Origin of the sequence: Streptomyces sp. PA03-6a (assembly GCF_033792765.1) — a bacterium.
Lineage (GTDB): Bacteria > Actinomycetota > Actinomycetes > Streptomycetales > Streptomycetaceae > Actinacidiphila.
Genome location: NZ_JARAVK010000041.1, coordinates 34627 through 47934 on the forward strand (window position 1 = coordinate 34627; position 13308 = coordinate 47934).

At 73.3% G+C, this 13308-nt stretch carries 14 protein-coding genes; 10 read left to right on the plus strand and 4 right to left on the minus strand.

The features are described 5' to 3' along the window. Positions 1-85: 85 nt before the first annotated feature. Positions 86-1732, minus strand: coding sequence for a diguanylate cyclase CdgB (gene cdgB, locus PV350_RS13070; RefSeq protein ID WP_499513211.1), 1647 nt, complete (start codon positions 1730-1732; stop codon positions 86-88). Between the two features lie 436 nt (positions 1733-2168). Here cdgB and PV350_RS13075 point away from each other — a divergent pair, with 436 nt between their 5' ends. Continuing rightward, positions 2169-2642: a flavin reductase family protein gene (locus PV350_RS13075; RefSeq protein ID WP_500333838.1), complete on the plus strand. Its 474-nt coding sequence runs from the start codon at positions 2169-2171 to the stop codon at positions 2640-2642. Positions 2643-2682: 40 nt separating this feature from the next. Here the strand turns inward: PV350_RS13075 and arfB are convergent, their stop codons facing one another. Further along, a complete protein-coding gene (arfB, locus tag PV350_RS13080) occupies positions 2683-3126 on the minus strand; it encodes an alternative ribosome rescue aminoacyl-tRNA hydrolase ArfB (RefSeq protein WP_499516901.1) in 444 nt (147 codons plus the stop codon). Positions 3127-3285: 159 nt separating this feature from the next. On the opposite strand from arfB, the gene PV350_RS13085 reads away from it, so the two are divergent. The 6 genes from PV350_RS13085 to PV350_RS13110 all read left to right on the plus strand — a co-directional run bounded on the left by PV350_RS13085 (position 3286) and on the right by PV350_RS13110 (position 7831). After that, on the plus strand, positions 3286-3861 hold the full coding sequence (locus PV350_RS13085; protein ID WP_499513210.1) for a TerD family protein: 576 nt from the start codon (positions 3286-3288) through the stop codon (positions 3859-3861). 70 nt (positions 3862-3931) lie between these two features. Next, complete coding sequence (locus PV350_RS13090) at positions 3932-4480, plus strand: GNAT family N-acetyltransferase (protein WP_500333827.1); 549 nt, start codon at positions 3932-3934, stop codon at positions 4478-4480. Continuing rightward, positions 4477-4971, plus strand: a complete 495-nt coding sequence (locus PV350_RS13095; protein ID WP_499513208.1) for a hypothetical protein — start codon at positions 4477-4479, stop codon at positions 4969-4971. The genes PV350_RS13090 and PV350_RS13095 overlap by 4 nt, the downstream gene beginning before the upstream one ends. Before the next feature lie 55 nt (positions 4972-5026). Further along, complete coding sequence (locus tag PV350_RS13100) at positions 5027-5428, plus strand: SHOCT domain-containing protein (protein ID WP_499513207.1); 402 nt, start codon at positions 5027-5029, stop codon at positions 5426-5428. 82 nt (positions 5429-5510) lie between these two features. After that, complete coding sequence (locus tag PV350_RS13105; protein WP_500333829.1) at positions 5511-6485, plus strand: zinc-binding dehydrogenase; 975 nt, start codon at positions 5511-5513, stop codon at positions 6483-6485. A gap of 131 nt (positions 6486-6616) precedes the next feature. Beyond that, on the plus strand, positions 6617-7831 hold the full coding sequence (locus PV350_RS13110; protein ID WP_499513205.1) for a GDSL-type esterase/lipase family protein: 1215 nt from the start codon (positions 6617-6619) through the stop codon (positions 7829-7831). Here PV350_RS13110 and PV350_RS13115 read toward each other — a convergent pair. Both PV350_RS13115 and PV350_RS13120 read right to left on the minus strand, forming a co-directional pair. Next, positions 7818-9161 carry an FAD-binding oxidoreductase gene (locus PV350_RS13115; protein WP_499513204.1) on the minus strand — a complete coding sequence of 448 codons (1344 nt, stop codon included), beginning with the start codon at positions 9159-9161 and terminating at the stop codon, positions 7818-7820. The genes PV350_RS13110 and PV350_RS13115 overlap by 14 nt on opposite strands. Further along, the gene (locus PV350_RS13120; RefSeq protein WP_500333832.1) at positions 9158-10045 is read right to left on the minus strand and encodes an LLM class flavin-dependent oxidoreductase; all 888 of its coding nucleotides are present in this window, start codon (positions 10043-10045) and stop codon (positions 9158-9160) included. Before PV350_RS13120 ends, PV350_RS13115 begins: the two co-directional genes overlap by 4 nt. A 64-nt stretch (positions 10046-10109) precedes the next feature. Between PV350_RS13120 and PV350_RS13125 the strand changes: the two genes are divergently transcribed. From PV350_RS13125 to PV350_RS13135, 3 genes are all read left to right on the plus strand, one after another. Further along, on the plus strand, positions 10110-10478 hold the full coding sequence (locus tag PV350_RS13125; protein WP_499513202.1) for a winged helix-turn-helix transcriptional regulator: 369 nt from the start codon (positions 10110-10112) through the stop codon (positions 10476-10478). A gap of 82 nt (positions 10479-10560) precedes the next feature. Further along, positions 10561-11031, plus strand: coding sequence for a hypothetical protein (locus PV350_RS13130; protein ID WP_500333834.1), 471 nt, complete (start codon positions 10561-10563; stop codon positions 11029-11031). Positions 11032-11276: 245 nt separating this feature from the next. Next, a partial coding sequence (locus PV350_RS13135; RefSeq protein ID WP_500333836.1) for a glycosyl hydrolase family 28-related protein occupies positions 11277-13308 on the plus strand: 2032 nt, incomplete at its 3' end.

Below are 13308 nucleotides of genomic sequence, written 5' to 3' on the forward strand. Positions count from 1 at the left end.
CGATCCGGGGTACTCCCCAGGGTGGACGCGTGCCCTCCGCCGGGGATGAGGCCACCGGGCCACCAGGGGTGCGTCCCCCGTGCGGTCAGCCCGCGGCGCGGCGGTGGCTGCGGGTGCCGTTGCGGGAGCGCTTCTCGATGTACATGCGCTGGTCCGCGGATTGCAGCACCTCGTCCGCGGTCATGCCGCAGCCGGCCCAGCCGATGCCGAAGCTCGCCCCGACCCGGACCGCGCGGCCCTCGAAGCGGATCGGCGGGATGATCGCGTTGCGCAGGCGGACGGCGAGGTCCTCGGCGTCCTCCCGGCCGAGGCCGTCGGCGAGCACGACGAACTCGTCGCCGCCCAGCCGGGCCACGGTGTCGCCGTCCCGTACCGCGCTGGTGAGGCGGCGGGCGACCTCGATGAGCACGGCGTCGCCGGTGTGGTGGCCGAAGCGGTCGTTGATCGACTTGAAGCCGTCCAGGTCGCAGAAGAGCACGGCCAGGCCCTTGCCGCCGTCCGCGTCGTCGGAGGGCGCGACGGTGTGGGTGTGGTGGTCGAAGCCGGACAGCCGGGCGGCGCTTTCGATCGGGTCGTAGTCGTAGGTGTAGGCGAACTCGTCGGTGCCCGCGTGGGCGGCGGTGTGTCCGTCGGCGTCCGGGGCCTGCGGACGGGCGCAGATCCTGCCGGACAGCCGGGCGCGCAGTTCGGCGCTGTTGGGCAGGCCGGTGAGCGAGTCGTGGCTGGCGCGGTGGGCGAGGGCGATCTCGCGGCCCTTGCGCTCCTCGATGTCCTCGACGTGGGTGAGCAGGAAGCGCGGCCCGTCGGCGGTGTCGGCGACGACGGAGTTGCGCAGGTTGACCCACACGTAACTGCCGTCGCGGCGCTGCAGCCGCAGTTCGGCGCGGCCGCCCTCGGCGCTGGTGCGCAGCAGGACGCCGACGTCCTCGGGGTGGACGAGGTCGGAGAAGGAGTGGCGGCGCAGCACCGCGGCCGGGCGGCCGAGCAGCCGGCACAGCGCGTCGTTGGTGCGGACCAGCTTGCCGTGCTGGTCTCCGCCCATCTCGGCGATGGCCATGCCGCTGGGCGCGTACTCGAAGGCCTGCCGGAAGCTCTCCTCGCTGGCCCGCAACGCCTGCTGCTCGCGCTCCAGACGGACCAGGGCACGTTGCATATTTGCACGTAGACGCGCGTTGCTGATGGCGATGGCGGACTGGAAGGCGTACATCTGCAACGCCTCGCGGCCCCAGGGGCCGGGCCGGCGGCCGCCCACGGGACGGTCGACGGAGATGACACCGATCAGCTCGCCCCCGCCGGCCGGGTTGGCGTACATGGGGGCGAGGAGGCGGTCCTCGGGGTGCCACTCGTCGGGGAAGCGGGGCGGCGGGCCGTCACCGGGCCAGCTGGGGACGTCGTCGCCGTCCAGGACCCAGCCCTCGTGGTGGGGTATGAAGCGCAGGGTGCCCCAGCGCTCCCCCATGGTGAGCCGGCGCTCCCAGGAGGCGCGTGAGCCGACCCGGCCGGCCATCAGGGCCTCCGCGGCGGCACTCCCGGCGACGGCGGCGACGACCAGGTCACCGTCGGGGCGGACGAGGTTGACCACGGCCAGTTCGAAGCCGAGGCCCTTGACGACGCCGTCGGCCACGGCCTGCAGGGTGTCGGCGAGGCTGCGCGCGCAGTTGAGGTCGGCCACGACCTGGTGCACCTGGCGCAGGGTCGCGAGACGGACATACGGCTCCGACTCGGTGTCCATGCGCTCTCCCCGGGCCCTCGACGACAACTCCTGAGACTGCTTGTGGTCCGTTGTGGTCCAATTCCCACCGCAACTGAATCACAGCGAGCAGTTCGACCGGTACACAGGGTCAACAATTCATGCCCCTTGTGACTCAAGTCACATCCGATTGTCGTGTTCCGATCACGCAGCGTAGAGCAGGCCGGTGTTCCGCCTTCACCCATTGAACACAATCGAGCAGGTGAGCGGGGGTCGTACGACCGGAAGCGGGGGTGGCCGGGAGGTCCTAGGACCTGGCTCGATCCGAAGTCCGATGCGGGTGGTGCGGCAGTCCGGCTAGCGTCGGGGCGTGTCACAGTCAATCACCTCCGCGCCCCGCATCCCGCATCCTGGGACCGTGCCCGACGGTTCCGAGCCACCCCTGACGGGCGTGGACAGCGATGCCTTCCGCGCCGCCATGAGCCGCCTCGCCGCGGGGGTGGTCCTGGTGACCGCCCACGACCCCGAGGACGGTCCGCGGGGCGAGGACGTCGGCATGACCGCTACCGCCTTCGTCTCGGTCTCCCTGGAGCCGCCCATGGTGCTCGTGAGCCTGCGCGAGGGGTCCCGCATGGACGAACTGCTGGAGCGCCGGCGGCGCTGGGCGGTGTCCGTGCTGAGCGAGAGCCAGCGGCACATCGCGGGCCGCTTCGCCATGCGCGGCCGCATCAGCGACCGGCTGCTCTTCGAGGACGTCGCCTACTACCGCGGCGAGGTCTCGGGGGCTCCGATACTCGGCGGCGGCCTGGCCGTGCTGGAGTGCGAGACCGAACAGCGCGTCCCGGCGGGTGACCACACCCTGGTGATCGCCCGCGTGCTGACCGCGCGCACCCCCAGCGCCGACGGCGCGCCGCTGATGTACTTCCGGGGCCGCTACCGGCACCTCGGCTGAGGAGCCCGGCCGGGCCGGGCACGCAGGACGCCGCCAGGGCTCAGGACCAGCCCCGCGGGTCCCGGCCGCGCTTGGTGTCGCCACGGCGCTTCTTCTCCCGCAGCCGCCGCTCGTTGATGCCGCGCGGGATCTTCGTGGGCCTGCGCACCTTCGGCGGCGGCGCCGTCGCCTCGGCGAGCAGCGCCGCCAGGCGCGTCATCGCCGCCTCCCGGTTGCGCCACTGCGAGCGGTGCTCGGAGGCCCGTACGACCAGGACGCCACCCACCAGGCGGGAGGCGAGCCGCTCCAGGGCACGCTTCTTCCACACCGGGGGCAACGACTCGGAATTGGCGAGATCGAATCGCAGCTCGACCTGGCTGTCGGAGGTGTTCACGTGCTGGCCGCCCGGTCCGGACGACCGGGAGAAACGCCACATCAGCTCGGCCTCCGGAACGGAGACCGAGCCGCGGACGACGAGAGGGGGCGGCCCGGACATGTCCCCCATGATCCCGCCGACGGCCGCCGCAGTCACAGGATTTTCCGGGACATGGCCCGGGAGGCGTTTTTCGCCGTAAAGGAACCATGCCGGCCTCTCACGACGTTCCCCCCTGTGAAGGTAGCGTCGTCGTCGGCACGAATGACCGACATCACGGAGGGGACTCCCATGGCTGTAAGCCTGTCGAAGGGCGGCAACGTCTCGCTCACCAAGGAAGCACCGGGCCTGGCGGCCATCACGGTGGGTCTTGGCTGGGACGTGCGCACCACCACCGGCACCGACTTCGACCTCGACGCGAGCGCCATCGCGCTCAACCCGAGCGGCAAGGTCTACGCGGACGCCTACTTCGTCTTCTTCAACAACAAGCAGACGCCGGACCAGAGCATCGTCCACACCGGCGACAACCGCACCGGCGAGGGCGCGGGCGACGACGAGGCGATCAACGTCAACCTGGCGGGGCTGCCCGCCGACATCGAGCGCATCGTCTTCCCCGTCTCGATCTACGACGCCGAGACCCGCAGCCAGAACTTCGGCCAGGTCCGCAACGCCTACATCCGCATCGTCAACCAGGCCGGCGGCGCCGAGATCGCCCGCTACGACCTCAGCGAGGACGCCGCCACCGAGACCGCCATGGTCTTCGGCGAGCTCTACCGCAACGGTGCCGAGTGGAAGTTCCGCGCGGTCGGCCAGGGCTACGCCTCCGGCCTCGCCGGCATCGCCACCGACTTCGGCGTCGGCCTCTGACACCCGTCGGGTCCCACGAGCCTCACTTAATGCGGCGCCCGGTGCCCCGCACGCGACTAGCGTGCGGGGCATGCTGGTGCTCGAACCCCTCGTACCGGTGGACGGCTCCCTCCCGCCCGGCGTCCTCGCCGGGCTGACGGAGCTGTACGCCTCCAACCCCGCCTTCCACCGCGCCACCGGTGACTTCCCCGACCCCGGGTCCGTCACGGCGGAGCAGGTCGCGGGCAGTGTCAACGCCGAACTGGCCCACCCGGCCACGGAAGTGCTGCTCGCCCACGACGACGATGACGGGAGCCTGGCAGGCCTCGCCGTCACCCTCGCCGAGCACCCGGATCCTCTCGACCCCTACCCCTGGATCGGCCTGCTGATGGTGCACGGCGGCCGGCACCGCTCGGGGCTGGGACGCGAACTCGCCGGGCTGGTCGAGGAACGGCTGCGCGCGCGGGGACGGGACGGCGTGCGCCTTGCGGTGCTCGACAGCAACCCCGGCGCGCTGGCGTTCTGGCGGACGCTCGGCTACCGGGTGATCGACCACCGCGAGGACCGGCAGATGGGCCGCCCGTGCTCCGTCCTCCACAAGGACCTGCCGCCGGGGCCGCCGCGTACCATCGGCGGGTGATCGACCTCGGCTACTCGCTCTCCCGCCGCTTCCCCGACCCCCCGCAGACCGACTACCGCACCGCCGACGCACGGGCGCTGCGCCACGACCTGTTCTGCGGGGACGTCTACCTGGCGGACGTGACGGCCGACCGCGAACTGTCCACAGCCTGGGGATGGGTGCCGGTCCTCGACTTCGCGTGGGCGCTGTGCGACATCGTCGAGCAGCTGGACCGCGACCCGCTCGGCAGCCGTGCGGCCCGCCCCCAGTACGCCGAGCTGGACTTCACCGAGTCCACCGACCGGCTCCGTTTCCAGCGCCGCTTCGGCTTCGTCGACGTCGGCGCCGACTGGGCGCCGGACGACCGGCCGCTCTCCTTCCCCCACGCCGAGCTGCGCCGCGAGGCCCGCGACTTCCTGCACGACCTGGTCGCCGACCTGACGGACATGCACGACGGCCTGGACGCCAACCCCGTGATCTGGGACCTGGCGGCGCGTTTCCCGCGCCTGTAGCCCGAACGGCGCAATCCCAGGTGCGGGACCCGTTCGGCCGCCGTCCACTTGGGGCATGGACGACTACCCTCTGCTGAACCTCTTCTGGACGATGCTCCTGATCTTCTGCTGGGTGCTGTGGTTCTTCCTGCTCTTCAGGATCATCGGTGACCTCTTCCGCGACCACACGGTCGGCGGCTGGGCCAAGGCCGGCTGGATCATCCTGCTGATCTTCCTGCCCTTCATCGGCGTGCTGATCTACGTCATCGCCCGGGGCAAGGGCATGGCCGAGCGGGACCAGAAGCAGGCGAAGGAAATGGACGCGGCCTTCAAGCAGTACGTGCGGCAGGCCGCCGCGGGCGAGGGCGGGACGGCGGGCGGCAACGTCGACCAGCTGTCCAAGCTCGCCGAGCTCAAGAACCAGGGCCACATCACCGACGAGGAGTACACCAAGGCGAAGGCGAAGCTCCTCGCTTGACCTCAACCGCGGTTGAGGTCGGACAGTGGGCGGTGCGGATCATCCGACCGCCCACTGTCGTCGTGTCCAGGGGGAAAGCACCGTGCACGCCATCCGTCTCCACGCGTTCGGCCCGGCCGGGAACCTGAGCTACGAGAGGACCGTGGACCCGGAGCCCGGCCCCGGCGAGGTGCGCATCGCCGTCGCCGCCGCCGGCGTCCACGTGATCGACACCGCCATCCGCTCCGGCGACCCCAAGGGCCCCTACCCGCTGCCCGAACTGCCCACGGTCCCGGGCCGCGAGGTGGCCGGCACCGTGGAGGCCGCCGGGGAGGGCGTCGGCCCCGAGTGGCTCGGCCGGCGCGTCGTGGCCCATCTGGGCATGGCGCCGGGCGGCTACGCCGAACTCGCCGTCACCGCCGTCGAGAAGCTCCACGTGCTGCCCGACGGCAAGGACGCCGCCGAGGCCGTCGCCATGATCGGCACCGGCCGCACGGCCCTGGGCATCCTGCGCCAGACACCGCTCGGCCCCGCCGACACGGTCCTGGTCACCGCGGCGGCGGGCGGGCTGGGCAGCCTGCTGGTACAGGCCGCGCGCACCGCTGGGGCCGTCGTCCTCGGGCTCGCGGGCGGGCCGGCCAAGACCGCGCGCGTGCTGGAGCTGGGCGCGGACGCCGCCGTCGACTACTCCGCCGAGGGCTGGACTGGCGCGGCCCTGGCCGCCCTCGGCGGCCGGCCGGGCACGGTCGTGCTCGACGCGGTCGGCGGCGACCTCGGCCGCGGGGCGGTGGACCTGCTGGGCCCGGGCGGACGGCACGTGGTCTACGGCTGGGCGTCCGGCGGCCCGCTGGAGTTCGCGCCCGGCGAACTGGCCGCGCGCGGCATCACCTCCCAGGTCGTCCTCGGTCCGGCGATGCTGCGCTTCGGCCTGCGGACGCTGGAGGAGGAGGCCCTCGCCGAGTGGGTGGCCGGGGGGCTCACCCCCGCCGTGCAGCGCTTCCCGCTCGCCGAGGCCGCCGCGGCGCACACGGCCCTGGAAGGCCGCGGCACGATGGGCAAGGTCGTCCTGGTCCCGTAGGGGCCGCCGGGGACCGGGATCCACTCGCGCCCCCCTGCACGTCCCGCGCCCATCGGCGCGGGCACGGCACCGGATGCCGGATCCGATGGCGCGGCCGTGTGCCGACGGCCGGTCCCGGGCAGGGAGAAAACGTGACAACAGCGACGCACGCCCTGCACGCGGTCCCGCTGACCGGGGGCCCGGTGGAGATCCGCGGCGCGCTCGACCTGGAACGGACGAGGGCCGGGCTGCTGCCGCGGCGTCTCCCGGCGTGGACGCGGGCGCAGTACCCGGACGTCCTGATGGACGAGATGACCGCCCTGCCCTCCGGCGTACGGCTGGCGTTCCGGACCGCCGCCCGGGTGGTCGAGCTGGAACTGCTGACCTCGGTCTGGCAGCTGGCGGGGACCTCGGAGCCGCTGCCCGCCGGGGTCGTCGACCTGGTCGTCGACGGCAGGCGCGCCGGCAGCGCCCCCGCGCCGCCCGGGGACGTCCTCCACAAGCCGGACCTGTTCGCCGAGCCCTCCCGGCGCGAGCCGGGGGCGCCGGGGCGGGTCCGGTTCGACGACCTGCCCCGGGGCGAGAAGGACGTCGAGCTGTGGCTGCCGCAGCAGACCCGCACCGAGCTGGTCGGGCTGTGGGCGGACGCCGAGGTGCTGCCGCCGCGCCCGACCGGCCGGCGGCGCTGGATCCACCACGGCAGCTCCATCAGCCACTGCGCCGCGGCGGAGTCCCCGACCGCCACCTGGCCGGCGCTCGCCGCGGCCCTGGCCGGGGCCGAGCTGCTCAACCTGGGGCTCGGCGGCAACGCGATGCTCGACCCGTACGTCGCCCGGACCATCCGGGACCTGCCGGCCGACCTGATCAGCCTCAAGCTGGGCATCAACATCGTGAACCGGGACGCCTTCCGGCTGCGCTCCTTCGGCCCGGCGGTGCACGGCTTCCTCGACACCGTCCGCGACGGGCACCCGGACACCCCGCTGCTGGTCGTGTCGCCCATCAGCTGCCCGGTCGTGGAGACCACCCCCGGCCCGACCGCGCCCGACCTGTCGGCCCCCGTCCCGCGGGTGGTGGCCATGGGTTCTGCCGCGGACGTCCCCGGCGGCGCGCTCACGCTCACCGTCATCCGGGCCGAGCTGGCCCGGATCGTGGCCGCCCGGGCCGCCTCCGGCGACCGCAACCTGCACTACCTGGACGGCCGCCGGCTCTTCGGGCCCGGCGACGTCGCCGACCTGCCCGACGACCTGCACCCCAACGCCGCGGGCTACCGGCGGATGGGCCGGCGCTTCGCGGCGCTGGCCTTCGGCCCGGGCGGGCCCTTCGCGGAGCGCCGCCGGTCCGGCCCGGGCCCGGTCAGCCGGGGGTGAGCGGGCGCAGGACGCCGTCCGGGTCGTGGCGCCGCCACAGCTCGCGCACCCGCGCGCCGGTGGCGCCCGGGTAGGCCCGGTCGAAGACGCCGGGGCCGGTGCCGCTCTCGAAGTTCACGTAACTGCCGGTGCCGAGCTCACGGACCGGCGTCCACAGGCGGTGCAGGTCGTCCGGCCCGTGCGGCGGGAAGAGGTTGCCCTGCGCCAGGACCTGCTGGGTGCGGTGGGCGTAGGCGGTGGCGTCGGCCGGTACGTCGTTGATCGCGCCCCCGAGCGAGCGCAGCTGGACGAAGGCCGGCCGGCGCCGGTCGCCCGCGGTCGCCATGACGGCGCGTGCGGCGTCCCGGGTCATCGCGGGCAGCAGCGAGTTGGTGCTCACCACGGGCTGCTGACCGGTGTTGGCGTGCTGGTGGGCGGCGGAGACCAGCGCGGTGTACGGGGCCAGCTGGGCGGTGGCCTGGAGCGGGCGGTAGCGCCCCGCCACCAGGGGGCCGAGTGCCTCACGGACGCGGTCGGGGTCGTCGTCGGCCACGGCGACGGTGACGGAGAGCGCCAGGGCCGGGCCGTTGGACAGCAGGTGGGCGGCGGAGGTGAGCGTGCGCGGCGCGGCGGCCGTCGCGGCCGCCCACTGCGCGAGGGCGCCGCCCGCGCGGTCGGCCTCGAAGACCAGCTGGGCCACGCCGATGTCCCCCAGGTCCATCGCCTCGATCTCGAAGGCGGTCACGATCCCCACGCCCGCGCCCGCCCCGCGCACCGCCCAGAACAGGTCCGGGTGGTGTGTGGCGTCGGCGCGCAGCGCGGTCCCGTCGGCCAGGACGAGCTCGACGGCGCGGACCCGGTCGACGGTCAGCCCGTACGTACGGGCGAGCCAGCCGATGCCGCCCGCGGTGGCCAGGCCACCGGCCGCCACGTTGCCGTGGTCGCCCGAGCTGACGGCCAGCCCGTGCGCCGCGAGCGTGGACGCCACCCGGCCCCAGCGGGCGCCCGCACCGACCCGCACCAGACGGGCCGCCCGGTCCAGGACCCGGACCTCGTCGAGCCCGGAGAGGTCGATGACGACCCCGCCGTCGTTGGACGACCGGCCGGACAGCCCGTGGCCGCCGGAGCGCACGGCGACGGGCAGTCCCTGCGTACGGGCCGCGGCGAGGGCGGCGGCGATGTCGCCGGGCCCGCGGACGAGGACCACGGCGGCGGGGCGGGCGACGGTGGTGTAGGTGGAGCGCAGCAGCGGGTAGCGGGGGTCGCCGGGGAGCACGGTCCGCTCCGCCAGGGCGGCGGGCACCGCGAAGGCGGCGGCCGGGGCAGGGCCGAGGCCGGGGCCGGGCGTCATCGGGCCACCCGCTCGCGGACGGCCGGCACGACCTCGCCGGAGAAGACCTCCAGTTGCTGCCGGTGCGCGGTGACGGGCCAGAAGACGAAGGTGTCGAAGCGCAGCACGGTCGCCCACTCGGCGAGGGTGTCGGCCCACCGGCCGACGTCCCCGTTGAGGCCGGGGGCACCGGAGCCGCCGATGACACCGATCACGTTGTAGATGCGGCGGACGCGCGCGGGATCGCGCCCGGCGGCGCGGGCCGCCTCGTCGACGACGCGCTGGCGCTCGGGCACCTCCTGCGGCGGCACGTAGATGTTCAGCGGCGAGATCCAGCCGTCCGCCGCCCGGCCCGCGACCGCCAGCATCCGCGGCCGCTGCCCGCCGAGCCACAGCTCGACCCGGCGCGGCGGCACCGGGCCGGCCTGGTAGCCGGGCACCGTGAGCACGTCGCCGCGGTGCCGCACGGGCCCGCCGTCCAGCGCGGCCCGCATGATCCGCAGCGACTCCTCCGTGTACGCCACGACCTCGCGGGGCGGCATCGGCGCCGCCCCCATCGAGCCGATCGCCTCCGGTATGCCGCCGCCGCCCACGCCGAGCTGGAAGCGGCCGCCGGACGCCGCGGACAGGCTCGCGGCGGTCTTGGCCAGCATGACCGGGGGCCGCAGCCGCAGGTCCGCGACGTCGGTGAAGACGGAGATGCGCGAGGTGCGGGCCGCGACCAGGGCGGACAGCGTGAGCGCGTCGAGGTGCCCGGGCTGGTACGGGTGGTCCTGCAGGGCGAGCAGGTCCAGCCCCGCGGCGTCGGCGGCGGCGGCCAGCTCCAGCGTCTCCGGCAGACGGCCGGCGTCCGGGTCGAGGCTCAGCCCGAAGCGGAGCCGCTGTGCACGGTCGGTGGTGTCCATGGCTTCAGCGTCGGGGGGCCGGGACCTTCGGCAAAAGCGAGGGTTAGCCGCTAATCTTGGGTAAGTGACTTCCCGCGAGACCACCGAGCCCGACATCGACGCCGAGGCCTGCACCGCCTTCCAGGCCGTCCTCGAAGAGGTCGGCCGCCGCTGGACCGGCGCCGTCCTGCTGGCCGCCGCCCGCGGCGCCCGGCGCTTCACCGACTACCGCCGCATGGTGCCGGGCATCTCCGACCGGCTGCTCTCACAACGCCTCAAGGAGATGGAGCACCTCGGCCTCATCGGCCGCGAGGTCATCCCGAGCACCCCCGTGCAGATCCTCTACCACCCCTCCGCCCGGGGCACCGAACTCCTCGCCGCCCTCGAACCCCTCATCGCCTACGGGCTGCGCCACGCGCCCGGACCGCCCCCCGCGGCCGCCCCGGCGGGCTGACCCTCCCGCCGGGGTGGACAGCGGCGCCGCGCTCGGCCAGGCTGCGTCGGCGATCATGCGCCGACAAGGGGTGGGGAGTTCGATGGAGCACGTCCGTTTCCGGCTGACCTGGTACCAGAGGGTGATGCCGATGGTGCCCGCCGCCGTCCTCGTCACGGCCCTCGCGATCGCCGAACCGCTGTTCTTCCCCGTCTCTACCGGCGCCGGTTTCACGTTCCCGACTGGTGTGTGGCTCGCGCTGCCGGCGGGTCTGCTCGGTTCCGCGCGGTTCGGCGTCACGCTCACCCCGTCGGCCGCGGTGGTGCACAACCTGCGGCGCAGGACGGTCCGCTGGGCGGACGTCCAGGGCATCTGGGTCGAGTCGAACATGGGCGTACGGCGGGTGGTGATCTGCGAGGCGGACGGCCGCCTCACCCGCCTGCGGGCGCCCATCACCGGTTTCATGAGCCAGGACGCCGCCTTCGAGGAGAAGTTCCGCACCATCGGCGAGTGGTGGCTGCACCACCGCGGACCGGAGTGGGTCCCTCTGCCCCGGCCCTGGCCGGGCCGGTGAGCCGCCCGCACCAGCCCCTGACCGCGCGCGGCCCGGGGGCGCTTCACGTTGTCCGCTTTCGCAACGAGTGACGCAAGCAGCGCAAAAAACAAGCAGACAAACGCACTTGACCATCATCAGGCCGAAAACATCACGCATGAGCCTTGTGGAGCGGCCTGACGGGTCCTTACTGTCGCCTCACCTCACGACGTCCGCTCCGCCTCGAACGTCCCGGGCGGTCGCGCCTTACGAGAGAAGAGCTGGGGATGACACGGAGCAGCAGGAGTGCCTGGCGAAGAGCCGTGGCGGTGGTCGCGGTGGCGGCCGGCCTCGGCGTCGGCATCGGCCCGGTCGGCGCCACGGCCCAGGCCGGTACCGCGACGGCGAAGGACGCGGCCCGGCCGGTCGTGACGCGGGCGGCACTGGACCCGGCGCTGGTCAAGGGCCGTGGCGCGGACCTCGGGTTCATGGAGCAGGAGGCCGAGAACGCCGTCACGGACGGCGAGGTCATCGGCCCGGACCGGACCGCCTACACGCTCCCCGCGGAGGCGTCCGGGCGCAAGGCGGTGACCCTGCGGCGCGGCCAGTACGTGGAGTTCACGCTGCCGAGCGCCGCCAACGCGATCACCGTGCGGTACAGCGTCCCGGACGCGCCCGGCGGGGGCGGCATCACCGCGCCGCTCGACGTGACGGTCAATGGCCGCGCCCGCACGACGATGACCCTGACCTCGCAGTACGCCTGGCTCTACAACCAGTACCCGTTCTCCAACGACCCGCAGGCCGGGCTGCTCCACGACGACTGGTGGATCACCGAGTGCGGCTGCGTGCCCAACGCGACCACCCCGGCGCCGGTGATCTCCAAGCCCTTCCGGCCGAACCACTTCTACGACGAGCAGCGCCTCCTGCTGGGCCGGACGTACAAGGCGGGCGACAGGATCCGGCTCACCGTCCCGGCACGCTCCGGGGCCGTCCCGACGACCGTCGACCTCCTCGACTCCCACCTGGTCGCCCCGCCCCGCGTCGCGCTCCTCGCGGCGAACGTCCTCGCCTTCGGAGCCGACCCGACAGGCCGACGGGACTCCGCCAAGGCCCTGGACAAGGCGATCGCCTTCGCCCGCCGCGCCCACCTGAAGGTCTACATCCCGCCGGGCACCTACCAGGTCAACCGGCACATCGTCGTGGACGACGTGACGATCGAGGGCGCCGGCAGCTGGTACACGGTCATCAAGGGCAAGGAGGTCGCGCTCGACTCCCCGGCGCCGGACAGCTCCGTGCACACCGGCGTCGGCTTCTACGGCAAGGACGCGGCGGACGGCGGCAGCCGCGACGTCCACCTGTCGGGCTTCGCGATCGAGGGCGACGTCCGCGAACGCATCGACACCGACCAGGTGAACGGCGTCGGCGGGGCGATGAGCGACTCCACCATCGAGGGCCTGTACATCCACCACACCAAGGTGGGCATGTGGTTCGACGGCCCGATGTCGAACCTGCGGATCACCGGCAACGTCATCACCGACCAGATCGCCGACGGCCTCAACTTCCACACCGGAGTGACGGATTCGGTCGTCCGCAACAACTTCGTCCGCAACTCCGGCGACGACGGGCTGGCGATGTGGTCGGAGAAGACGGGCAACGCCCGCAACACCTTCGACCACAACACCGTGCAGACGCCCGTGCTCGCCAACGGCATCGCGATCTACGGCGGCACCGACACCACGGTCTCCGGCAACCTGATCGCCGACCCCATCCGCGAGGGCAGCGCCCTCCAGGTGGGCTCCCGCTTCGGCGCCCAGCCGTTCACCGGGCACCTGTGGATCACCGACAACACCACGGTGCGGGCCGGCACGTACGAGCTGAACTGGAACATCGGCCTCGGCGCGATCTGGTTCTACGCCCTGGAGAGGAACATCGACGCCGACATCCGCGTGACCGGCGACCACTTCCTCGACAGCACCTACAACGCGATCATGCTGGTCGCCGACTGGCCGGTGAAGGACACCTACTCGATCACGAACGTGCACTTCAAGGACATCCGGGTGGACGGCACCGGCACCTCGGTCGTCAGCGCCCGGGTCGCCGGCTCGGCGTCCTTCGAGAACGTCGACGCCCGCAACGTCGGCGCGGTCGGCGTCAACAACTGCGGCTCCTTCAACTTCCCCGCCACCGGCTCCGAGTTCTCCCTGACCGACCTCGGCGGCAACGACGGCGGCGGCACCACGGGTCCCTGGCTGGGCGCGTGGGAGCTGCCCAACACCATCACCTGCGACGACCGTCCCCCGGTCGTCGCAGGTGATGGTG

Excerpts from the sequence above, each read along its gene's own strand:
- cdgB (WP_499513211.1), bottom strand. The coding sequence starts at position 1,732 with ATGGACACCGAGTCGGAGCCGTATGTCCGTCTCGCGACCCTGCGCCAG.
- PV350_RS13075 (WP_500333838.1), top strand. The coding sequence starts at position 2,169 with ATGAGCCGCCTCGCCGCGGGGGTGGTCCTGGTGACCGCCCACGACCCC.
- arfB (WP_499516901.1), bottom strand. The coding sequence starts at position 3,126 with ATGGGGGACATGTCCGGGCCGCCCCCTCTCGTCGTCCGCGGCTCGGTC.
- PV350_RS13085 (WP_499513210.1), top strand. The coding sequence starts at position 3,286 with ATGGCTGTAAGCCTGTCGAAGGGCGGCAACGTCTCGCTCACCAAGGAA.
- PV350_RS13090 (WP_500333827.1), top strand. The coding sequence starts at position 3,932 with ATGCTGGTGCTCGAACCCCTCGTACCGGTGGACGGCTCCCTCCCGCCC.
- PV350_RS13100 (WP_499513207.1), top strand. The coding sequence starts at position 5,027 with ATGGACGACTACCCTCTGCTGAACCTCTTCTGGACGATGCTCCTGATC.
- PV350_RS13115 (WP_499513204.1), bottom strand. The coding sequence starts at position 9,161 with ATGACGCCCGGCCCCGGCCTCGGCCCTGCCCCGGCCGCCGCCTTCGCG.
- PV350_RS13120 (WP_500333832.1), bottom strand. The coding sequence starts at position 10,045 with ATGGACACCACCGACCGTGCACAGCGGCTCCGCTTCGGGCTGAGCCTC.
- PV350_RS13130 (WP_500333834.1), top strand. The coding sequence starts at position 10,561 with ATGGAGCACGTCCGTTTCCGGCTGACCTGGTACCAGAGGGTGATGCCG.